This window comes from Paenibacillus sp. JDR-2 (genome assembly GCF_000023585.1).
Taxonomy (GTDB): Bacteria; Bacillota; Bacilli; order Paenibacillales; family Paenibacillaceae; genus Pristimantibacillus.
In genome coordinates this window covers 3,562,062-3,583,106 of the sequence record NC_012914.1, presented here as the reverse complement: position 1 = coordinate 3,583,106, position 21,045 = coordinate 3,562,062, and the positions used below count along the sequence as shown (strand labels likewise).

Annotated in this window: 20 protein-coding genes; 3 read left to right on the top strand and 17 right to left on the bottom strand. The window is 48.0% G+C overall.

Translation table 11 applies throughout. The features are described from left to right. Positions 1-6: 6 nt before the first annotated feature. The 4 genes from PJDR2_RS15800 to PJDR2_RS15785 all read right to left on the bottom strand — a co-directional run bounded on the left by PJDR2_RS15800 (position 7) and on the right by PJDR2_RS15785 (position 4,012). On the bottom strand, positions 7-759 hold the full coding sequence (locus PJDR2_RS15800) for a Ger(x)C family spore germination protein (protein ID WP_041613470.1): 753 nt from the start codon (positions 757-759) through the stop codon (positions 7-9). An 11-nt stretch (positions 760-770) separates the two neighbouring features. Then, complete coding sequence (locus PJDR2_RS15795) at positions 771-1,160, bottom strand: hypothetical protein (protein ID WP_041613469.1); 390 nt, start codon at positions 1,158-1,160, stop codon at positions 771-773. Beyond that, positions 1,161-2,687 carry a spore germination protein gene (locus PJDR2_RS15790; RefSeq protein WP_015844712.1) on the bottom strand — a complete coding sequence of 509 codons (1,527 nt, stop codon included), beginning with the start codon at positions 2,685-2,687 and terminating at the stop codon, positions 1,161-1,163. Positions 2,688-2,830: 143 nt separating this feature from the next. After that, positions 2,831-4,012: a YbfB/YjiJ family MFS transporter gene (locus PJDR2_RS15785; RefSeq protein ID WP_015844711.1), complete on the bottom strand. Its 1,182-nt coding sequence runs from the start codon at positions 4,010-4,012 to the stop codon at positions 2,831-2,833. 130 nt (positions 4,013-4,142) lie between these two features. On the opposite strand from PJDR2_RS15785, the gene PJDR2_RS15780 reads away from it, so the two are divergent. Next, on the top strand, positions 4,143-5,012 hold the full coding sequence (locus PJDR2_RS15780) for a LysR family transcriptional regulator (protein WP_015844710.1): 870 nt from the start codon (positions 4,143-4,145) through the stop codon (positions 5,010-5,012). A gap of 10 nt (positions 5,013-5,022) precedes the next feature. Here PJDR2_RS15780 and PJDR2_RS15775 read toward each other — a convergent pair whose 3' ends face one another. The 13 genes from PJDR2_RS15775 to PJDR2_RS15715 all read right to left on the bottom strand — a co-directional run bounded on the left by PJDR2_RS15775 (position 5,023) and on the right by PJDR2_RS15715 (position 18,256). Further along, positions 5,023-6,099: an NAD(P)H-dependent flavin oxidoreductase gene (locus tag PJDR2_RS15775; RefSeq protein ID WP_015844709.1), complete on the bottom strand. Its 1,077-nt coding sequence runs from the start codon at positions 6,097-6,099 to the stop codon at positions 5,023-5,025. Between the two features lie 136 nt (positions 6,100-6,235). Continuing rightward, the gene (locus PJDR2_RS15770) at positions 6,236-6,559 is read right to left on the bottom strand and encodes an NIPSNAP family protein (RefSeq protein ID WP_015844708.1); all 324 of its coding nucleotides are present in this window, start codon (positions 6,557-6,559) and stop codon (positions 6,236-6,238) included. Between the two features lie 64 nt (positions 6,560-6,623). Continuing rightward, positions 6,624-7,367 carry an SDR family NAD(P)-dependent oxidoreductase gene (locus PJDR2_RS15765; RefSeq protein ID WP_015844707.1) on the bottom strand — a complete coding sequence of 248 codons (744 nt, stop codon included), beginning with the start codon at positions 7,365-7,367 and terminating at the stop codon, positions 6,624-6,626. 55 nt (positions 7,368-7,422) lie between these two features. After that, positions 7,423-7,965 carry an NAD(P)H-dependent oxidoreductase gene (locus PJDR2_RS15760; RefSeq protein WP_015844706.1) on the bottom strand — a complete coding sequence of 181 codons (543 nt, stop codon included), beginning with the start codon at positions 7,963-7,965 and terminating at the stop codon, positions 7,423-7,425. 24 nt (positions 7,966-7,989) lie between these two features. Then, positions 7,990-8,316, bottom strand: a complete 327-nt coding sequence (locus PJDR2_RS15755; protein WP_015844705.1) for an NIPSNAP family protein — start codon at positions 8,314-8,316, stop codon at positions 7,990-7,992. 254 nt (positions 8,317-8,570) lie between these two features. Next, the gene (locus tag PJDR2_RS15750; protein WP_015844704.1) at positions 8,571-9,383 is read right to left on the bottom strand and encodes an EcsC family protein; all 813 of its coding nucleotides are present in this window, start codon (positions 9,381-9,383) and stop codon (positions 8,571-8,573) included. Between the two features lie 134 nt (positions 9,384-9,517). After that, complete coding sequence (locus tag PJDR2_RS15745) at positions 9,518-12,988, bottom strand: carbohydrate-binding domain-containing protein (RefSeq protein WP_015844703.1); 3,471 nt, start codon at positions 12,986-12,988, stop codon at positions 9,518-9,520. Between the two features lie 226 nt (positions 12,989-13,214). Further along, the gene (locus PJDR2_RS15740) at positions 13,215-14,138 is read right to left on the bottom strand and encodes an aminoglycoside phosphotransferase family protein (RefSeq protein WP_015844702.1); all 924 of its coding nucleotides are present in this window, start codon (positions 14,136-14,138) and stop codon (positions 13,215-13,217) included. 121 nt (positions 14,139-14,259) lie between these two features. Then, a complete protein-coding gene (locus tag PJDR2_RS15735) occupies positions 14,260-15,480 on the bottom strand; it encodes an MFS transporter (protein WP_015844701.1) in 1,221 nt (406 codons plus the stop codon). Positions 15,481-15,736: 256 nt separating this feature from the next. Then, positions 15,737-16,321 (bottom strand): TetR/AcrR family transcriptional regulator, encoded by a 585-nt coding sequence (locus PJDR2_RS15730; RefSeq protein WP_015844700.1) that lies wholly within the window; start codon positions 16,319-16,321, stop codon positions 15,737-15,739. 190 nt (positions 16,322-16,511) lie between these two features. Continuing rightward, positions 16,512-17,294, bottom strand: a complete 783-nt coding sequence (locus tag PJDR2_RS15725; protein WP_015844699.1) for an SDR family NAD(P)-dependent oxidoreductase — start codon at positions 17,292-17,294, stop codon at positions 16,512-16,514. Between the two features lie 38 nt (positions 17,295-17,332). Continuing rightward, entirely contained in the window at positions 17,333-17,809 is a 477-nt protein-coding gene (locus PJDR2_RS15720) for a DinB family protein (RefSeq protein ID WP_015844698.1), read from the bottom strand. 75 nt (positions 17,810-17,884) lie between these two features. After that, the gene (locus PJDR2_RS15715) at positions 17,885-18,256 is read right to left on the bottom strand and encodes an iron chaperone (RefSeq protein WP_015844697.1); all 372 of its coding nucleotides are present in this window, start codon (positions 18,254-18,256) and stop codon (positions 17,885-17,887) included. 177 nt (positions 18,257-18,433) lie between these two features. Here PJDR2_RS15715 and PJDR2_RS15710 point away from each other — a divergent pair, with 177 nt between their 5' ends. Both PJDR2_RS15710 and PJDR2_RS15705 read left to right on the top strand, forming a co-directional pair. Beyond that, positions 18,434-19,879, top strand: a complete 1,446-nt coding sequence (locus PJDR2_RS15710) for a spore germination protein (protein WP_015844696.1) — start codon at positions 18,434-18,436, stop codon at positions 19,877-19,879. After that, positions 19,876-21,027 carry a Ger(x)C family spore germination protein gene (locus tag PJDR2_RS15705; RefSeq protein WP_015844695.1) on the top strand — a complete coding sequence of 384 codons (1,152 nt, stop codon included), beginning with the start codon at positions 19,876-19,878 and terminating at the stop codon, positions 21,025-21,027. Before PJDR2_RS15710 ends, PJDR2_RS15705 begins: the two co-directional genes overlap by 4 nt. Positions 21,028-21,045: the final 18 nt, after the last annotated feature.

Genomic DNA, 21,045 nt, shown 5'->3' with positions numbered 1-21,045 from the left:
ATTCTCCTATTCACGCTGAAGCGTAGAATGAACCATTCCGGCGCCATTAACCGTCAAATTGACGTCTACGGTTATGCTGGCGTTCTGGAACTGTGTATCCCACTCCTTTTTAATTGCCTTCCACTTACCCGGATTGTTCTTATATAATTCTTGGCCAAATCCCACGCTATCCGCTTTATATTTCTTCTGTAGTTTAAATAACAGCTGCTCAACCTCCTTTTTGACTGAGTCTTCCATCGCTTGCTTTATAATTGCCATTTCGTTTGGATCGCTTATATCCAGAGCGGAATTATTCTCTTCCAATGTCCCCGTCCCTTCCAGCGTGACGTTGAAGCGGACAGCGTCTTGATCCGTATGCGTAATGATTTTGCTTGTCGGATGGTTCAGCACAACCCCAATCTCCCCGTAGTCCTGAGGTAATTGGGCCGTAATCCGGCCGAATTTGAATTCATTCATTAACCACATTAAAGAAAGGGTTTCTTCCTCGTCCAATATGCCAGCCAGCTTAAGATCCTTCAGGATGCCGGTACCTTCGGCCTTAAAGATCTGCTCCTTTTTATCGGCGAGGTGATCTCCAAGTTCCAATACTCCAATGATGGGCTGGATCCCTTCGCTTTGATTCGCAATAAAGAAATCGCGCAGGGTAACGGCAACATCATCCCCCGATCTTTGCATTTCGTTTACGAGCTCCAGCGGCACCTGCTTTAAAGGATAGTTCAATTCAAGAATCTGCCTCGCCTCTCCGCCTTTGACGATCATCACATAGGTCTTCAAACGATTTCTCGGATCATGGGTAAAGACATCAAGCAGGCATCCTGAATGCCTTGTCTGGCCAATCGCTCGCTTATTAACACAACGCTGCGATGGGAGTAAAATAGTTGGCGCGAGCTTTTTTTCTGTAGTGCCCTATGAATTTCGTTACCGCTTTTCCCCGTAGCCGATATGACATAAAAGGAGCCCGATTCTCCTTTCCCTCCTCCTCCGGCGCCTTCTTTCGAGCCGGGTATTGCGACCTGCAAGGTGCAGAACAAGCTGCCGTCTTCCATCACGTCCAAGGCCGTGCCCGTTACAAAGGCAATATCATTGATCTCCATCCGGTCCCAGCAGCCGCTCAGGGTAAAGACAACTATGAAAAGCAAAATACCTTTCAGCGTTCTCATCTATTCTCCACCCTCTTGATTTGAAGTGGACTTCGAGCGAAATTTGAGCCGAATCGGAATCCGGATAAAAACATCCTTGAAAGCGGCCAGCCCAATAGGCGTGACCGGGGAAAAATAAAGCTTGCCGAAGGACCGGAGAGAGGTCACATGCAGCATAATACCCAGAAAGCCCAAGACAATGCCGTATAAACCTAGCGTGCCCGCCATGAACAGCATCGGAAATCGAAGCAGCCGGATCCCGTTCCGTAAGCTGTATCGCGGGGTTGTAAACGTCGATATCCCCGTAAGCGATACGATAATGACAACCGGCGCAGAGATTAATCCGGCCTGCACCGCTGCTTGTCCAATAACAAGACCGCCTACGATGCCGATTGTTGGGCCGATTTGTTTCGGCATCCGGACGCCGGCTTCAAGCAAAGCCTCGAATACAACCTCCATCATTAAAGCTTCGATCATCGCGGGGAAAGGAACAGCTTCCCTCGAAGCGGCAATGCTCAGCACCAGATTCGTGGGAATCATCTCCTGATGGAAGGTCGTAATCGCTACATACAGAGCAGGAGCAAAGATCGCAAAATGGATAAAAAGAAACCTGATCCACCGGATAAACGTAGCGATCGGCCAACGGATATAATAATCCTCATTGGCTTGAAGCCCCGTCCAGAACGTCATCGGAACGATCAGGGCATATGGGCTCGTGTCTACGAGAACGGCTACTTTGCCTTCCAGCAATTCAGCGGCAACCACGTCCGGCCGTTCCGTGCTATTAACCTGCGGAAATGGCGAATAGGGCTGATCCTCGATAAATTCCTCAATATAGCCCGAGTCAAGAACACCATCTATTTGTATGGAGCGCAACCTGCTCCTTACCTGCTCAAGCACCGTTTCGTCGGCAATCCCCTCAAGGTAAGTCATGACGATTTGCGTATTTGAAAACTCTCCTAGAGTAATGCTTTCTGTTTTTAATTTCGAGGTTTTGAGTCTCGCGCGGACCAGCCCCAGGTTGGTTGACAGCTGCTCGATAAAGCCCTCCTTCGATCCGCGGATAACGGGCTCGGAGGAAGGCTCTTCCAAACTTCTTTTTGCAACTCCGGGAATCGCAACCGTGATGACGCTGCTGCTGCCTGCCGTTAGAATAGCCGCATAGCCTTGCAGGAGGTTACGGACGACTTCGGATATTTGATGGGAGTTGATCGTTATTCCAACGGAAATCCATTGACCGGTTAACTCTTCTACATCTGCGGGAATATCCTCTGTGGAGCGATTGAACAACGGTTTTAATACATGCTCTTCAAGCATGGATTTATCAATCAAGCTGTCTATGTATACAACAATCCATTGCAGGTTCTGATGAGCTCTGATCCTTCTGTATTCCAGGTCATAACAATTCTGAAACGTTTCTTTGATGTAACTCTCGTTCTGCTCAATGTCGGCAACAAATGGTTTATCGTTATCTTCCTGGAGGATGCTGCTCTTGGATTTAAGAATATTGAAGGTTTTACCGGATGATCTGATTCTTAATCTCCTCATGAGGGCTCCTCCCGGACGGTATCATGACCATAATGAATTCCCATTCCCATAGTATGGATGCGGCGATTCAAAATATTCAGCCCGGTCTGCACAATAAAGAAGCCTAGAGCGCAGTTAAGCTCTAGGCTTTGAAGATTTCGTGTTTATCGGGAAATATCGGATATCGACGGATTAGCAGCAATCCGGTCGGCACGGCCGATCCCAATCGGCAAGCTTAATGCCCCCACGAGGACGATAAGCGCGGCTCCGATTAATGCCGAGAGATAGCTTCCGTTGCCAGAGATCAAGCGGCCGGCAATAAGCGGGCCGATGATTTGCCCTAAGCCAAAAAACGTAGTCAGCATGCCAATGATTTTCCGGTTATTCTGAGGAAACAGATCTTTTGCATAAGCAACAAAAAGCATGGTAATCCCCATAAAAGTGGCCCCAAACAAGATAGCGCCGGCAAATATGGCCGCCGTATTCGGAATAAGTACCGGAACGGCAATTCCAATGGCTTGGATGGCCATCGCAAGGGACAACGTCCGCTTTTTCCCCCACCGTGCTGCAATCATCGACCATATGATGCAAGAAGGTATCGCTGCAGCTCCAACAAGCATCCAACTGAGCGATGTCATGTTCGGGATGTTCGATACGCTCTTAGCGTACGCTACAAGGTAGGTTCCCGTCACGATGTATCCCAAGCCTTCCAAGCCATAGGCAATCGTCAAACAGACCAAAATCCGACGGAACGAGGAATGAGATGGATTATTCGAAGGGTTTGCCTTTACCGCTCCGGTATTTCTCCCCCCTAATGAGTACCAGGCTGCCATGCCTAAGACGAGACTGATCAAGCCTAATCCCTTCCAGATTCCGATCCATTCACTGCTGTGGGCCAGCAGCGGGACAGTAATCCCCGTCAGCAGGATCCCGGCTCCTACCCCTCCGTAGAAAACCCCTGCCTGCAGGGCAGACAAACGCTCCGTTACGATGCTTGTGACGATAACAAACACCGATGCGCTTGCCAGCCCCGAGCAGAACCGAAGCAGTAACCACGCATCCAGACTGTGGAATTCCCCCATGCACCAGGTAGTCCCTATACTAATGAATAACCCTGCAAACAATAGCAGCGAGCGGTTCTTAACCTGAATGAACGTCAAGATAAATGCGCCGATTAAATAGCCCAGATAATTGCTCGAAGCCAGATAGCCGGCACCTGTTGTTGAAAACAGATGATGATCCATCATAATGGGCAGAATCGGGGTAAAAGCAAACCGTCCGATCCCCATGGCAACCATCATGGCCGCTACACCTCCGGAGAGTACGATCCAGGTGTGTTTTCTCATAAATGCTCCTTCTTTCTTTGTCTAGCCTGTTCATGATGCTATAATTTTGTTATCATCAATTTTGAAATATATTAATACTAGATATCATTTTTTCAGATATTAAAGACATGATAATACGTTGGAGGCTCCGATGGACATTCAATTACTCAAAGTATTTTCTGCAACCGCTAAAGAAGGAAGCATCTCCAAAGCGGCTCAAAAATTGAATTTTGCCCAATCAAACGTGACTCACAAAATTCAGCAGCTGGAAGCTGATTTGCAGACTCAACTCTTTTATCGTCACAACCGGGGGATTACCTTGACTCCCTCCGGGCAAATTCTAGTCTCTTATGCGGAAAAAATCCTGCACGTCATTCAGGAAGCCAGGTCTGCTGTGGTTGATTCCAAGGTTCCGACAGGACCTTTGTCTATCGGATCGATGGAAACGACCGCTGCCGTCCGGCTGCCCGTTCTCCTTGCCAAATACCATGCCGATTATCCGGCAGTAGATTTCAATCTTGTTACGGGTCCAACGGAGCGTCACATTCATGGCGTTCTTCATTATGAACTGAATGGAGCCTTTGTGGCCGGACCGGTCGATCATCCCGAATTGGAGCAGGAAAATGTGACTGACGAGGAGCTGGTCCTTGTCACAACAGCCTCCCACCCGCCTATTAACAGCATTCACGAAGTTCAATCAAGGACGCTGCTTGTTTTTCAAAACGGATGCTCCTACAGGGCAAAATTCAATCAATTGCTTCAAGATGAAGGCATTGTACCCGTCAAGCTCATGGAATTCGGTTCGCTTGAGACGATTATCGGCTGTGTGAGCGCAGGTCTCGGCATTTCTTTATTGCCTCGCTCAATCGTCACCGAACAGGAGCAGCAAGGACAAATTCGCACGCATAAGATTCCAAGCAAACACGCGCTCGTCTCAACGGTATTCATTCGGCGAAAGGATGCTTTAATGACACCGGCATTATCCACGTTTATCTCGGAAATGCGAGCCCATTTTAATTAAATGGGCTCGTCTATTTCGTTAATGCGGCTGCCTGACTTATGATCTCTTCTACAATTTGTCGGGCGGATTGACCGTCAGTTAGCATCCGTGTTCCCTGACCTGCCCATAAGGATAAGTAATCCGCCTTCTGCTGCTTGCTTGCCGCATTGCGAATATCGCGTGTGGCGGTATTCTGCGTCGGGAATGGCAGCGGAGGAATACCGCCTGCCTCCCATTGCTGGACAAAGCCATTTTTAATGCCCCGTGCGGGCCTTCCGGAGAACGCATCGGTAATCACCGTACTTTCCTCGTTACTAGCGAGCAAGGCCGTCCGGTACGCCGCGTTTGTTCCGGCTTCAAGCGACGTCAGGAAGCGGGTTCCCAGCTGCACGCCTTGCGCGCCAAGAACAAGTGCGGCTGCAAGCCCTCGCCCATCCATAATGCCTCCCGCTGCAATAACGGGAATGGATACGCGATCCGCAATCTGCGGAACAAGAGCCATCGTACCGATATTCGCTCCCATTGGATGCACATCTACGCCAAAGGTTCCGCGATGGCCGCCGGCTTCGCTTCCTTGCGCTACGACCGCATCACAGCCCTTCTCTTCGGCAAGCAGCGCTTCCCTCACCGTGGTTACCATGGCTACAATCTTGATGCCGGACGATTTCGCCTTCTGCATCTGCGGTTCCGGCAATACGCCAAATGCCGTGCTGATAACGGGAACCTTCTCTTCCATCAGCACTTCGAATTGTCTTTCGAACCAATCAGGCGAATGAATTTCGTTACCTTCTGAATCGGGAATTCCCAGCTGCTCCCGGAACGCGTTAAGCTTGTCCTGAACCTCTCGAGTCCGCTTGTTATGATCTGCAGGCTGATTCACAAACAAATTCACTCCAAAAGGTGCCGCGGTTAATTCTCTGATGCTGCGGATAGCTATCCGAATATCCTCCGGCGCCATGTAAGCTGCCCCTAAAGTGCCAAGCCCTCCCGCCTCGGAGACGGCTGCCGTCAATTCTGGTGTCGAAGGCCCGCCTGCCATGCCGGCCAGAAAGAGCGGATACCGGATTCCGAATTGTTCGCATAGAGCCGTGTGCAGAGTCATTTGCATCGGGATTCACTCCTTCTTAATTGATCAGCTTTGCTTACTTCAAGTATACAACCATCTAGACTTCACGAATAATACAGAAAAATGCTATCTGCTATCCCGAAAAGAGATAGCAGATAGCATAAAAATTTTAACATCCTTACGCGGATTGGATAAAAGGCGCGTTATTCATAAAAATCTCTTCAATTTTCTCGTGCAGAGGACCATTTACTTCGGTTTTCTCGACAATGGCCAGCCATTCGGGATCCTCCATGAAGGCTTGGAAGTTCCGTTCGCGCGAAGCCATATCCGGGTGCTCCAAAATGTAGTATAACCGGTTCTTCGATTCGTCAGCATCGACCCAAAAATGCGGTACCAGCATCCCATGCTTATTAAAAAATCCGATTGTATGGTTTTGGAACCGGTCCAGCAGCGCATGCAGTTGACCGGGAACCACATCATAGATCCGCAGTTCGTATAGCATGAACATCATCTCCTTTTGAGATTTATGGTTCTCGGATAGACACGAAGAACGCATTCTTCCCCGTTTACCACTTGCCTGCGCTTTGACCGCCGTCCACATGTAGAACCTCGCCCGTAACAAATTGGGCAGCTTCCAGGTACAGAATAGCGTCTACAATCTCTTGAACCTCGCCCATACGTTTCATTGGGTGCAGCTGAGCCAAGAAATCATGGGTTTCAGGTGCATGCATAGGAGTTTTAATAACGCCTGGCGCAACCGCATTGACGCGAATCCCTTTGTCCGCATATTCAATCGCAAGGGACTTGGACACCGTCGCCAAGCCTCCTTTGGTCAATGCTGCAAGAGCCGACGGCACGTCTTTGATCGGCTGCTCGGAAGCGCCGCTTGCCGTGATATTTACAATGTGCCCGGATCCAGCTTTCAGCATTTGCGTCAAGACACGTTGAGTAATATGGAAGAACCCAGTTACATTTGTGGACAATACCGATTCAAATTCCTCTTCCGTGTAATCTGTAAATGGCTTCGCCAGAAAAATACCGGCATTGTTGACCAGGGTATCAACCCGGCCAAAGCGTGCGATAGCTTCGCTAATCAGACGTTCTGCAATCTGAGGTTTGGAAATGTCGCCTGCGACATAGGCGATATTCAGTCCGGTTGGATCGATTTCTTTTGCGGCATCTGCCAGGGTTTGTTCGCGACGGCCATTAATAACGACCTTCGCCCCTTTCTTCACGAGTTCAATGGCAACAGCCTTGCCAATACCGCTGCTTCCGCCTGTAATAACGGCTACTTTATTTTGAAATGTCATGATGCGTATTCTCCTTTTGTTTACCTATCAGTAGATAGTTTATTTTGATGCTGATTTATCGAACATTTGCCAATGGCTTAACTGTTTTCAAATGCTGAACGTAGTCGATACTACTTTGTGCAAGACGTTCGTCAGTAAGATTGGATACGTCGTTTAAGGTAAAGTGCGGCAGATAAGTTGCGCTAATGAAATGAGCCGTTGCTTCAAACGGACGCAAGATTTCTTCTACAGTGAAGCGGTTGAAGCCGGTTGGCTGATACGATTCTTCGGAGCCGTAAGTGGAGACGGCTACGCCAATTTCTTTTCCGGTTGTTTTGTCGCCTTCCGGACCAAACGCCCAGCCGTATTGCAACACGGTATCAAACCATTTTTTCAATAATGCAGGCGCGCTGTACCAGAAGAGCGGGAATTGGAAAATAATCCGGTCATGGGCTTCCACCAGCTGCTGTTCTTTCGCAACATCGATATTTTCATCCGGGTAAGCTTTATAAATTTCATGGATGGTATATTCGCCTTGCTTGTTCAATTCCTCAAGCCAAGCTTTATTTACGCGGGATGCTTCCATATTAGGATGTGCTACGATTACTAATGTTTTCATGATGATTTGCTCCTTTATAATGGTTTATTTGTTGTTTGCAAAGAAGGATACGTCCTTCATAAAGATGCTTTCTTGTTTCTTAACCAAAGGCCCGTCAAGCTCTGAGACCCGCTTCACTTCAATCCACTCGGGATCGTTGCGGAAACGATCGTAATTGAGGTTGCGTTGATCCATATCGGCATGTTCGACAACATAATACAAGCGTTCATTCGCCTCATCTTGGTCTTCCCAGAAAAGAGTAATCTTCATATCATGTTTCGCAAATAAGCCGATGACATGATCCCTGAACCTGTCTTTAATGGCCTGCAGCTTGCCCGGATGCATATCATAAATTCGCAGCTCGTACAACATCGTCTCACCTCCTTTTAAACTATTTCATTCTTATTTGTCATTTACCTACTAGTAGGTAGATATAACTTCTTAACTTTTGTCCGCTGCTTCATATTACTACATCACCACTATCGTGCATAATACGAAATCAAGATGATGATCATCTGAAAACCAGATATCTAAAGAGCAGCCATCATTATGACTGCTCTTGCAAGCCTTAACCGATCGTTCGACTGTTTCATCTACTCCATTACAATAACCTTTTTGATTCTCCTCTATTCGGACTTAGCATCCAGCTTCTCAAGAATTCTGCGCTTCCGGTACATGATCCTGCCAGTCTCGGTCACATCCTGAAGGGTTGAGCGGTTCAGATAAGCGCCAAACAGAATACCTGCTATCGGAATCATCTGAAAAAGCTTTTTCCAGCCGAAGTTATCCCTATACGACAACATAACCTCACGCCAGCCTTGCAGCTGCGATAATACCTGCTTGCTCTGCTCGCCTTTCTGGAAAACGGCAAGATCCTCTAGAATAGCTTTCTTCCCAACGATGTCGGAGGAAGAAAACTGAAGGCATTTTACGATAAAAATACGCTCGGATTTCTCTGACGGGTCATAACCGTAGCTGATTGCAATCTCCTGCAGCGCTTTAATGGAGATACCCAGCAGGAGCGGAATATCGATGGCTAGGGTAAATATTCCGCCGATTCCCGTAGTTGCGCCTTGAACGGTCGCCGTATTGCTGCTTGATTTGCTGATGCCTTCAGCGATTTCGTCCATTCTGCCAAGCGGAAGCTGCGCGATTCTCTCCAATGCCGTATCGGCATCTAGTTCTTCATGCGGCAGCAATCTACGGTACATTTGTTCCTTGCTGATTAAATACCGGCCGCCGCTCTGCACATAGCTTCCAAGCTCGTCAAGAACGACTCCTATTTTCTCCTGAATGAACTTTGGCGTTAACCGGTCCAGGATGACAAAGGGCAAGCGGCCTAGCTTCTCCCAGAAGAACAGATCCTTCTGCTCTTTCTCCCACTGCTCGATTTGCCTTAATTCCTTATATAGATATTGGAGATCTTCCGTATTTTTCATCTAAGTCCTAGACCCCTTCACATTAAATGACTCGTTTAGCCTTACATACTGTAAAAAGCGCGTCGACGTTTCATAAAATGTCCTCTGCAAAAATAAAAAACCTGCCGCGCTTGCGGCAGGCATATCCAGATTTGTTAAGGCTGAACGATAAAATAGTCGATATTGGATCCCAGATCGCCGCTGTCTAGCTGCAGCTTCACAACCGCGTTCGCCGGAATGCTGACCGCTGTTTGCACGGTTTGATAAGTACCGCTCCAGACGCCGGTTGACGGAAAATTAACGCTCTTAATTAACTGGTTATTTACATACAGACTCATTTTGCTGTTTGTATTGGCGGTTGTATATCCAATGATCAGTTGGCTGCCTGCTTGAGGACTCGTAAAAGCTACCGATGAGCTGCCTGGCGTAGAAAAGCCCGTTACCTCGTAACCGCCGGATGCTGCGGAGTCCGCCGTGGCATTTACGTCCGTCAGTGTTCCGCTCTCCGCCTCGATCTTCAGGCTTTGAGCGGATTCAACCGTGACGTAATCTATATTCGCTCCTGAGTCTCCAGTGTCCAGCTGGAGCTTGACGGTTGCGCCAGCCGGTATGTTTTGCGTGACCGAAACGGTGGAATAGGAGGTATTCCAGCTATTCGTGCTTGGGAACGTGATATTGCCGCTATCGATACCATTAATGTACAAGCTAAGTCTGCCCGGATTATTGCTCGTGCAATAACGGATAATAAGCTTAACCCCCCCTTGTACATTAGTTAAGCTTACCGAGTCGCCCGTATTGGAGAAATGCTCGACCATTTGTCCGCCCGAGGCAGAAGCGTCATTGGCTACATTGGTCGTACCCGTTCTGGCTCCGCTTTCCGCTTCGTATTTGGTGCTTGCGCCTCCGGTTCCTCCACTACCTCCCGTTCCGGTGATCACGACGGAAGACATTTTATCGTTGGCATTCGGGTTTGTTCCGCTTGGGAAGTCGGTATCATTCGTAAACTGCCAGCTGGTACCGGTAAAACTGTCATTGTCATAGACCGTAACTGTGTAACCCAAAGGCACTTTAACGGATGACACCCAGTTATTCGGAATTCCTGCTGCCGCAAGCTGTGCGGTTGTATAGCTTCCCGCAGCCAGCGTTTTTGCCGTACCGCCATAATTGGAGTCTTCATAGAAAGTTGTGACCGTAACCCTCCCGCCATTCGCATCCAGCCCAAGCTTGCTGTTTGTTCCGCTAAGGGATTTTACTCCATCATTCGCCGTGCCGCTCAGCTGGGTATGCGTGTAATTGGAGAGCGGTTTCGCCGTTCTCTCTATCACATAGGACGTTCCTGCAGCCGTATTGAAGCTGAACTCATTATTTGCAGTTGTCGTGATAATCGCATTATCCGAAACTCTCCGCACCCTGACCTGCTCGGTTCCCCAGGGATTGATTACCGTCGCTTGTTTGCCATACTGGCTCTTTAAGCCAACATATTTTATCTCACCGGCCGTTTTCTCCGAGCTGACAAGAAAGCCTCCGCTGGCCAGAAGCGTAAACTTACCGATAAAGGTTGTGTCCGTCGGCGTTGCCGGGAAGACACGGATCTTGTCATTATAGCTTTGCAGCAAGGATTCATTGATAGCCGACAAATGAACGCCCATATATTCAAATTCGCCATTCGTATTCGTCGTCCGGCCGTTCGGGTATTGCTGATAACGCTGCAGCATCATTCTCATGCCCAGATAAGCCTCATCGCCTAGTCCAAGCCGCGCTGCCTGAATCGGAGCCGGATCCCATACATTGTTTGAGGTATACGGAAAAGGACGACTATTGTAATTGTTGACCATCTTCTGATAATCCGGATAGCCAATTCCGCTCACACTATACGGCCAAGCGAGCTCCAGAACCACATTTTCGTTGTTCCGGTTCTGGGAAAGAGGCGGGTCATGCGGGAAATACTTGTTTGGATCATTAGGATCTACCGGGTAAGCAACCAGATTGTTCAGCACATTTTGCCACTCCGCGCGAAGTGTCGCATCCACGCCAAGATTGGTGCTGGTCTGTATGGTTACCGGGAATAATGCGCGGATGGCTGCCAGGTCGGTAATCGCATTTTTCACATCCCAATGCTGTTCATGCACGTTGGAGGATGCCATGTAATATTTCCCCGTGGCGCTGTCGAAGCTTAATTTCTTCGCATAAAACTTAACCGCTTCCTTCATAAACGGATAAGCGGTATTGCTCAAATAGGCGGCATCATTGGTGTACTTATATTGCGCGTACATATTCAATGCCGCTTCTGCCGCGGTTGAGAGCGTATCTTGCGTATAATCGCTGTTGATCGTACCGGCTGCGCTTGCATTCCATCCCATCGTCTCCGGAACCCAAATCCCTTCAATTCCGTACCTGGTCATCGTGTAGGATTTCAAAGTATTGAAATTACGGCTGTATAGATTATTAAAGATGTTTACCATATCCGCATGGTTAGAGGCGAGGAACGAATGATAGATGTCCCTTTGATTCCAATACCAGTAGGCGTTGCTCCACTTCCCGCTGTCATTATCATTAACGGCACTAAATACCCCGTTGATGAAATGGGACGGATAGTTGCCGAAAGCCCCCGCTGCAATCATATACGTGCTCAGATAATAGAAATTTTCCATGTAATCGGCATCGCCCGATGCATTGGAATATTGAACGAAGGATTTGGACCAGAAATTATGCCACCAGTTCTTATAATTCGTAAGCGTTGTATTATAGCCTGCGTTTTTGATTGTTGTAAGCTGGTTCTTGGCTTCCGTTACCGAATTATGATTAGGCGCGTTCAGCCGGCTTGCGCTCGATATCCATATCGTGTAACTCGAAGTTGGCGTAATGTTCAGCCTTACCTTGCTGCCGTTTACCGCCTGTGTCGTAAAGTTTGCTCCTTCAACCGTAGCGGCAAGCGTATAGCCAAAATTGTTGGCGTCCGTCTGCCCTCTGCTGAAGCCAACCACAGTTGGATCTACGAAGGTGGATACCGTCCGCCAGGTGTTAATGTCGGGAACATCCCCGCCGCCGAAGCTGCTAACGTCCCACAAGCTCAGATCAAGGGAGACATTGGATATCCCTGCGCGGCTGTCCTCAACGTGAATACCCAATACCTCGGAATTTGGCGCCCCTAATATCGTCACTTTCCGGTTAGAATCGTATTCCGTGGTTAAGGTTCCGTCGTAGAGCGACAACCGCTGTTCATACGTCGAATAGCCGGTATTAAGCCCTGGCGTCGTATATAGATTCACTAACCCTTGAGAGGCAAAGCCTTCTTCAGACGCATCAACACCAGACACCTGCATCGTAAGACCGTTTAACGTATCCCATACCATTCCGCCAACCTTTCCGTTGCCGACCATCAGAGCACCTTTAGGATCCGAGATGGGCGATTGGTAGACGACATCATGCTTGGACAAATAAGAAGCATAGCTAACATCGAGCATGCCCGAACTGTCCTGGAAGGACTCCGATGTTGGGCTTTCCGCTGCCGCAGCAATAGAATCGCCGCCCCATCCTCCAGGAGTCAAGGAAGATACCAGCAAGCTAGAAGCAACTAGTATGCCGGCAATACCCCTATTTCCCTCCCTCAATCTGAATCGTTTCATTGACCATAACCTCCGTATTCTCCATTTTTTAAATCGATCACCCTTTTCTGTATGCGCTTGCAAAGCTGTCTATCTACATCTTAGATTTTCGGCCCGCAAACACAATGGATTAATTTCCGTAAATAGTCGAAAAACGTACAAACGTAATTATGCATCTACGGAATCCCATTCGATAAATAGAAAAGAACCTTCGCTTCAAATGGCTGCGACGGTTCTTTCCGTTCGATTAGGCTTCCAAATTCAACAAGAATTCCTTATTTACCTGATATGATTCGTTCCAGCCCATCTTTGCACAGAAGCGAAGTCCGTCGAGGCCTTTGAAATAATAAGCGCCGATCAGCCGTTCTTTGAATTGCGGAATCTCGATACCGGATTTCTCCTGATACGCTTCATAAGCCGATATAACGCTGTTCCACGGCATATGCCGGTCAAGAACAGCCAAATCTATCAGGCGATCGCCATACAGGAAATTGCCGTCAATGATTCCGGTGACATGCCGGCCGTCGGACAGGACATTCCACTGATGAAAATCACCGTGTACAAAGCTCCTGTATGGCGCATTATAGGAAACGTATGTCATGAGCCGGTTATAAATTTCTTCATAGACCTCTCTCTCCAAGAACGACGTACGATATAGCTCCTGCCAGTTCTCCCAGAAGCCCGTCTGCTCTTCCGCGTTTACGGCTATGACGAAGTCCCTCCAAGTCGAATAAGCCCCGTTGCCATCCGGTTCAATCCAACCGTATCCGTTGGTGTTCTGAACCTCTGCCTTGGACATTCCCGTTAAAATATCAAATAGCTCCGGCAGTAAGCGTTTTTGCTCCTCTACGGTGAAGTCGGACAGATTGCGCCCTTCTATCCGCTCCATAATCGTATAGGATAATCGCTCCGTTTTTTCAAGCGCCAGGCATTTCGGAAAAGGAACCCCTTGAGCCGTCAGCAATTCCGATACATATCTTTCCGTCTCGTAGGCACCTTTCAGATCGCTGAATTTCACGACATAACCTTTCCCTTTATGCGTGAAAGCAAACACGTTGCTAATATTGCCCCCGGACAGCGGTGTAAGATCAGCCGCGCCTGGTCCAAGATGAAGCTGCAATGCATGTTCAATTTCGCTTATAGGTAAGACTGGTTTTTCATAAGCCGTCATGGGACCACCTCCAAGTTTGTGCAGAGTAGATAAATAAACTATATAAACCAGGAAAATACGGGTCAACGGAGAGTTTAGGTGAAATAAAAAAGGATACCCTTCCGGGCATCCTTTCCTTCCATTACGGTGTGGCAGGCTCTGCTGCTATAGCTTCCGCATTTTTACGTTTCTTTATGGCGAGCATGAATGTGGATAACGCAAGGACGGCAATAATGACCGACATCACTCCAATCGCAGTACTGAATCCTAGCGTACTGGAAGCAACTCCTCCGCCGTATGCGCTGGACCCTTGGAACAAATATGCGGCTACTAGTACGGCGGACAAAAATTGAACTCGGTTGTGGGCTTGCGAGTTGATTGCCGCTAAACCAATTCCTCCGGATGCAGAGAACCCGTACGCAAGTCCTCCAAGAACGGAAGAGCTCATGAACAGCAGGAACGAATGAACCTCCGCCGCGGTAAAGAGTAATACGGCTGCCACAATGATTGAAGCCATGCCGATACGAATCGAGACAACCGGTTTTAACCGGCCGGCAATCGTTGCACTGACTGAAGCCAGCAGGTAGGAGACGGATAATACGGTACCAATGACAAGAATATCTTGCGTGCCAATAACGTCACGGGCAATCTGAGCGCCCAGCGACAGCAATAACGCCCCGTTTGCAAAGCCGGTGCCAATCGCCAGGGCAGCTAACAAGTAGACTCCCCATTGTCCTTTTGGAACTTTTACCCCCTGAAACTGAAGCTTGAAGACGGGTCTTGCCGCAGATTCCGTTTTGGGTTGCTTCGGGAGAAAGAGGCAAAGAATGATGCTAGCCAATACAAGGACGGCCAATACCCAATAGCTGAAATGAAGCGGTGCCGGTGCGTATTTGATCAATGCTGCACCAACAATCGTAGCAAGGAAAAGCCCCACTGCTTGAGTGATCGTGTTGATGGAGCCCGGCAGCTTTTTGTTCGAGGTTGGATTGTATTCCACAAGCGCAGCCGCCCCGGAACCTGCCGTTAATCCTACACCAAAGCCTTGGAATACCCGGCCTGCAAACAACCAGATGACATTTTGCGCTGCTGCGAATACCACTGCCCCGATAAGAAGAAAGATTAGTCCCGTAATTAACGTATTTCTGCGGCCAATGTAGTTGGATAGATTACCCAGTAGGAATAGAACAAGGATAAGAACGATTGGATATACCGAGAAGATACCCGTTGTTACGGATTTGGAAAGATGCCACTGCACAGCATAAACCGGAAATTCAATGGATGGTGCCGTGCTGGACCACAAGCTGACTGTGAGTACCCAAGCCACAATCCAAAAGGATGCTTTTGAAGAAATTGTACGCATGATGATATGACCTCTCTTCGTTGTTTATAGGATGACCAGAATTAAAAATCCGATTAAAGAATGTTCGTTCTTTAATTATCAAAAAAAAATTTGCCTATTCCTTTCTTCAAAACATTCAACTCGATTCAACTCGCTACGGACATACAGTGTAGCCCAGTTTAGGAATGACCGTTCTTTAATTATCGTGCAGACATGATTTCCACATGTCTCAGTATATTTATTTAAGAACGATTAGTCAACAATAACATTAACCTCGTCAGACAAGGATTGACATCGCTACTTTCGCAGCATCTTCGAGCACTTGACGGTCCGTTGCGATTTTGGCAAGCACATAAAGACCGTTTCGCGTATTTAACAGGAATCTGGCTGTTTCCTGCACAGTATGTTTTGTTTTCAACTCGCCTTGCTGCTGCGCGCGCATCAGAAATTTCTTGAAGTTCGTTTCCATATCGAGCGTATAAGCCTCAATGCGGAAAGAAACAACCGGATCTACCTTCCCCATCTCCATAGCGGTGTTGGCAATCAAACAGCCGCGGCGGCCATTCTCGTCGCTCATGGCCACATCGATCAACCGCTGAAAGTAACGCCATAACACTTCCTTCGCAGGTCCCTTTTCTTCAAGGATGGTGTAGGCATGGCCCCGGTTCCCTTCGCGGAATCGGTCCAGGCAAGTCAGAAATAGTTGATTCTTATCGCCAAAGGTATCGTATAAGCTGCCTCTGTGCACGCCGGTACGCTCGACTAAATCTTGAATCGAAGTCCGTTCGTACCCTTTTTCCCAGAATAATTCCATCGCCTTCTGCAGGACAGCATCTTGGTCGAATTCTCTTGGTCTTGCCATTGTTCATACCCCCTTATGTCTCATCATAGCGGTTTAAGAACGAACAGTAAAGAATTTTTGCATGCCATTTGCTTATTGGTATGATGCGCTTCTTAAGCGGATAATCCGCCATAATCATTTTTATTTAATGTGGTTAAATTAGAAAAGCCGCGGTTCACGCGACTTTTCCGATTCTATCGTTTATTCGAGTTTAGAGAACGGCTGCTTTGCCGCCGTCAATATTAACGGATGTCCCCGTCACGTAGGATGCGGCATCCGATACGAGGAACGCGATCACGTTCGCCGCTTCCTCCGTGCGGCCAATGCGCTTTAGAGGAATATCATGACGCGGCTCTGCTGCGAATTCGTCCCAAGTTAAATGCGGGGCAGTTGCCTGCCACATCCGCTCGATCTGATCGCTCCGGATCAAGCCGATGCAGACGGCATTTACGCGAATCCCGTCGGCCGCCAGATCCTTGCTCATCGCTTTCGTTAACGCAAGGCCAGCTGCTCGGCTTACCGAGGTTGGCAGCGAAGAGCCGGAAGGCGTCTTGCCGCCGATTGCCGTTACATTTACGACCGCGCTTCTTCCGCTCTGGCGCAGGTATGGCAATGCTGCACGCGTGAAGTGGATTGCTCCAAATAGCTTTAGATCCAGATCGGCAGACCAAGCTGCCGTATCCACCGCTTCAAACGGCTTTGCTGCCGAAGTACCGGCATTATTGACCAATATGTCAATACCGCCAAAGTGTTCGGCTGCCGTTGCAACCGCGCGCCGCACCTCTGCTTCGACAGATACGTCAGCAGAGATAATAAGCGGCTCTACGCCGGTCTTTTCGACGATTTTTGCTGCCGCAGCCTTCAAGGGCTCTTCGCTTCTGGCTACAATAGCCACCTGAGCTCCTTCTGCTGCAAGCAATATCGCTGTTTCAAGTCCAATACCTTTACTTCCGCCGGTAATGATTGCCCGTTTTCCTTTAAGACCCAATTCCATGCTATCCACACTCCTTTGTCACTATGATTGATACTGTATCAACCGAATAACCCTCTGCCGATTAGATTTGCGCTGACAGGAGCCTTGCCGACCTCGCGTGCCCACACGGATAACTGACCGATGTGGTGGATCTCATGGGCGATGACATGCCTCATGACTTCTCCGCATTTATGGGCTTCCTCTTCCCCGTCATCCGTGATATCAATCATCACGCGATTCTCAAGGGTGTCGTTCCATCCATAGACGAATGGCGCAACCTCCTCATGGCAGCGGTTAGAGAAATCAATTACTTCCTGCAGGCTGGCAACCTCGCCAAACGAAGGTATGTATAGTTCCTTCCCTTCTATTCCGCCACAGATCCAGCCATATTCGACGGCCGCAATATGATACAGCGTGGGCAGGATGAAGCCTAATCCGCCTGTACGCTTTTTCATTAGCTCATCAGGATTCACTTCTTCGCACCAACGGAACCAATCCTTGCGAACCTGCCAATTATATTCGAATAATTTGATCAAGCGCAGCCCTCCCGTACAGCAAGTATATTCCTATTATTCTACTCGGGTATATAATCTCCTGCCGGTCTGACCGAACTATTTCCTCCAGAACGTTGTGCATTCCGCTTTGTCGGCGATATTAAATTCGATCATCTTTTTTAAAAGGCTGTAATCCACCGCTTTATCCCACCGAATCCGCAGCAAGAGGTTAGTCTGATCATAACCGGCCTTCTCGATATCCTCCTTGAACCGAATCATTCCTGCCCGTTCCGGCGCAACGGCCAGATGCTGTTTCGCTACGCTAAATCCGATAATATAGGTATCGTGATCGGTGAACATAGGCTGGTTCCAGCCGATTTTCGGAACTAAAGCCGGGAACGTATCCGCGACCCAAGTCAACACTTCTTCTGCCCGTTCCCGGTGTGTCAAGTTATCAATCCCCGCCAGAAAGTCTGCAAACACTTCCATGCGTTATCCCCCTAAACTATCAATTCGTTCTATTCTTCTTCCCTAATGGTTCTGATATTCGTGGCCGGTATTCCGATATCCTCTAGAAGCCTTAGATTGCATAGCCTTTTCACCAATTGGTCATAATACCCAATACCCATGTGAAGCGGCTGATTAATCCAGGCGAGGTGATTCTCTATGAATCTCAGTTCTAGACTTGAAGAGAATGAAACGTACCTTAGAGAACAATTTCAGAATTGCTCGGACTTCGTTATCCGTTCCTTCAAGCTAAAGGATGAAACCTTGCTGTTTCTTGCTTATTTGGATGGAATGATACGTGTACAAAGCGTTGAAGAGAGTATTCTAAAACCTCTTATCCAAGATGAACTGCCAAATGGCTCAAACCGCATGCCATCCTTAGCGGAAATCATCGGCAATAATTGGCTTCCCTTAGCTAAGGTTCAAACGGTTGATAACTCGGAAAAGCTAATGCAGCATATTCTGCAGGGCAGTCTGGCCGTGCTGGTAGACGGCGAGACCTCCGCGCTTATCGCCCAGATTCAGGATTTCGAAACAAGAAGCATCCAAGAGCCTAAGAAGGAAGCGGCTTTACGAGGTTCCAAGGAGGGCTTTGTTGAAAGCTTGCGTACGAATACCACGATGATCAGACGCCGGATTATTCATAAGGATCTAAAGCTGGAGTCCTTCACGATTGGCAAATACACGCAGACGGAAGTGGCTCTAATCTATGTGCAAGGTCTTGCGGAAGAAAAAATAATCGCGCAAGTGAGGGAGAAACTCAATGCCATTGAAATAGACGGGATTATCGATTCCGCCTACATCGAGGAATGGATTGAGGGCAAATCCTTCTCTCTCTTCTCGCAGATTCAGAATACTGAACGTCCGGATATCGTCACGGCAAGCTTATTGGAAGGTAAAGTGGCTATTATGGCAAACGGGTCACCCTTTACTCTGATTCTTCCCATTACATTCTGGTCCGGCCTTCAATCCGTAGATGATTATTTCGAGAGGTTTATTTTTGTATTGCTTACCCGCACGATTCGTTACATTATGACCTTCATTTCTTTCGCTTTGCCCGCTATTTACGTTTCCCTGTCGACCTTCCATCCGGAGATGGTACCAAGTTATCTGATGATAGGGATCTCGACGGCAAGAGAAAGCTCTCCGTTTCCGACGGTTATCGAGGTCTTCCTTATGCTGTTCGTATTTGATGCCCTTCAGGAAGCCGGCGTTCATCTTCCCAACCAATTAGGACCGGTTGTCAGCATTCTTGGAGCGCTGGTCATCGGACAAGCCGCCGTAGAAGCCGGCATCATATCAACGCCAATCATTATCGTGGTTTCCTTAACGGGTGTAGCGTCGTATTCGATTCCAAGATACAGTGCCAGTCTCCCCTTCCGTATCATTCGTTATCTGTTTCTGATCATTACCGGTTTACTTGGCTTTGTAGGTTTTGCATTCGGCATTATCTTCTTGATGGTTCATATGGTGATGCTCGAATCCTTCGGAAGACCTTATATGTACCCGATCGCTCCTTTTGACGGCAAACGGATCAAAGACATCATAATCCGTTATCCTTTCTGGATTCAGAATGGCCGTAATAAGAAAGGACGGAACAAATGATACGTTTTTTAAAACTGGTTTGTCTATCGCTTGTTCTGCTCTTTGCTACTGCTGGCTGTACGGATTTTGTTGAACCCAATCAATTAGCCTTCGTGATCGGTACCGGAATCGATAGTGCCGGGGAGGACATGCTCGAGGTCAGCCATCAGATCGCCGTTCCTTCCCAATTAAGCGGTTCATCCAAAGGAGGATCCGGTGATTCGGATAGTTTTATCATCATATCGGCGAAGGGTAGAAGTGTATTCGAAGCCAATGAAAAGGTGCAAAAAAAGCTGTCCCGCAGGCTGATGACCAGCCACCGCGCGCTGATCGCGATCAGCCAGGAGTTTATTGAAAAAAACGATGCCAACAAGCTCTTGGACAAATTAAACAGAGACCCCGCAAACAATCAACGGGATACTATCATTCTGATTAAAGGCAGCGCCAAAGAATTCATGAAGATCAAGCACCCCCTGGAGCAGCTTTCCAGCATTGCAACAAGCAAAGAGCTGCGGATTAACGGGATGAACAAATACTCGATAAGGCAATTTATCATTGAATTAACGGAGAAAGGAACAAGGATCCTAATCCCTCTCCTGCAGATCGACAATAATGATGAAATAGGCAAAGATAAGGCTCATCTGGTCCAATTTGCCGGTTATGCGGTTTTGGATAAAGACCTTAAGATAAAAGGAATTCTAAACGATCGTGAAGGCTCTAGGGCGATTTGGATGATTGGTAAAGGAACTTTTCAAGGCATGACGATACCATGGAAAGATGGAAACGGGACCGTATCCTTTCGATTAACGCATCTCGAGCGTCAAATACATTCGCTTAATCCCAAGCAAATTTTATTAACGGTAAAAGCCCAAGCTTATCTTCTCGATAATACGACTCCGCTCGATATGTCCGAAGTAGACAATATGATCGAGCTTAAGAAGTACCTGGACGAGAAAATTCAAACTGACTTTCAAGCTACGCTGAATAAAATCCAACGCTGGGGACCGGATATCTTCGGCATTGGCGAGTACCTCCACCGCAAGCATCCCTATTGGTGGAAAACGCAAAATCACAACTGGGATGAAAATTTTAAGAATATTCGTGTCTCCGTTAAAGCGAATATACAATTAAGATCCACGGGAACAAGCGCGGGACAATTGGAACGATGATTGGAAATGAGGACATTA

Bases quoted from the DNA above. Each gene is read 5' to 3' on its own strand.
- PJDR2_RS15755 (WP_015844705.1), bottom strand. From the start codon at position 8,316: ATGTTGTACGAGCTGCGAATTTATGATATGCATCCGGGCAAGCTGCAG.
- PJDR2_RS15735 (WP_015844701.1), bottom strand. From the start codon at position 15,480: ATGCGTACAATTTCTTCAAAAGCATCCTTTTGGATTGTGGCTTGGGTA.
- PJDR2_RS15725 (WP_015844699.1), bottom strand. From the start codon at position 17,294: ATGGAATTGGGTCTTAAAGGAAAACGGGCAATCATTACCGGCGGAAGT.
- PJDR2_RS15790 (WP_015844712.1), bottom strand. From the start codon at position 2,687: ATGAGGAGATTAAGAATCAGATCATCCGGTAAAACCTTCAATATTCTT.
- PJDR2_RS15800 (WP_041613470.1), bottom strand. From the start codon at position 759: ATGATCGTCAAAGGCGGAGAGGCGAGGCAGATTCTTGAATTGAACTAT.
- PJDR2_RS15750 (WP_015844704.1), bottom strand. From the start codon at position 9,383: ATGAAAAATACGGAAGATCTCCAATATCTATATAAGGAATTAAGGCAA.
- PJDR2_RS15780 (WP_015844710.1), top strand. From the start codon at position 4,143: ATGGACATTCAATTACTCAAAGTATTTTCTGCAACCGCTAAAGAAGGA.
- PJDR2_RS15785 (WP_015844711.1), bottom strand. From the start codon at position 4,012: ATGAGAAAACACACCTGGATCGTACTCTCCGGAGGTGTAGCGGCCATG.
- PJDR2_RS15770 (WP_015844708.1), bottom strand. From the start codon at position 6,559: ATGCTATACGAACTGCGGATCTATGATGTGGTTCCCGGTCAACTGCAT.
- PJDR2_RS15715 (WP_015844697.1), bottom strand. From the start codon at position 18,256: ATGGAAGTGTTTGCAGACTTTCTGGCGGGGATTGATAACTTGACACAC.
- PJDR2_RS15730 (WP_015844700.1), bottom strand. From the start codon at position 16,321: ATGGCAAGACCAAGAGAATTCGACCAAGATGCTGTCCTGCAGAAGGCG.
- PJDR2_RS15710 (WP_015844696.1), top strand. From the start codon at position 18,434: ATGAATCTCAGTTCTAGACTTGAAGAGAATGAAACGTACCTTAGAGAA.
- PJDR2_RS15775 (WP_015844709.1), bottom strand. From the start codon at position 6,099: ATGCAAATGACTCTGCACACGGCTCTATGCGAACAATTCGGAATCCGG.
- PJDR2_RS15760 (WP_015844706.1), bottom strand. From the start codon at position 7,965: ATGAAAACATTAGTAATCGTAGCACATCCTAATATGGAAGCATCCCGC.
- PJDR2_RS15765 (WP_015844707.1), bottom strand. From the start codon at position 7,367: ATGACATTTCAAAATAAAGTAGCCGTTATTACAGGCGGAAGCAGCGGT.
- PJDR2_RS15745 (WP_015844703.1), bottom strand. From the start codon at position 12,988: ATGAAACGATTCAGATTGAGGGAGGGAAATAGGGGTATTGCCGGCATA.
- PJDR2_RS15795 (WP_041613469.1), bottom strand. From the start codon at position 1,160: ATGAGAACGCTGAAAGGTATTTTGCTTTTCATAGTTGTCTTTACCCTG.
- PJDR2_RS15740 (WP_015844702.1), bottom strand. From the start codon at position 14,138: ATGACGGCTTATGAAAAACCAGTCTTACCTATAAGCGAAATTGAACAT.
- PJDR2_RS15705 (WP_015844695.1), top strand. From the start codon at position 19,876: ATGATACGTTTTTTAAAACTGGTTTGTCTATCGCTTGTTCTGCTCTTT.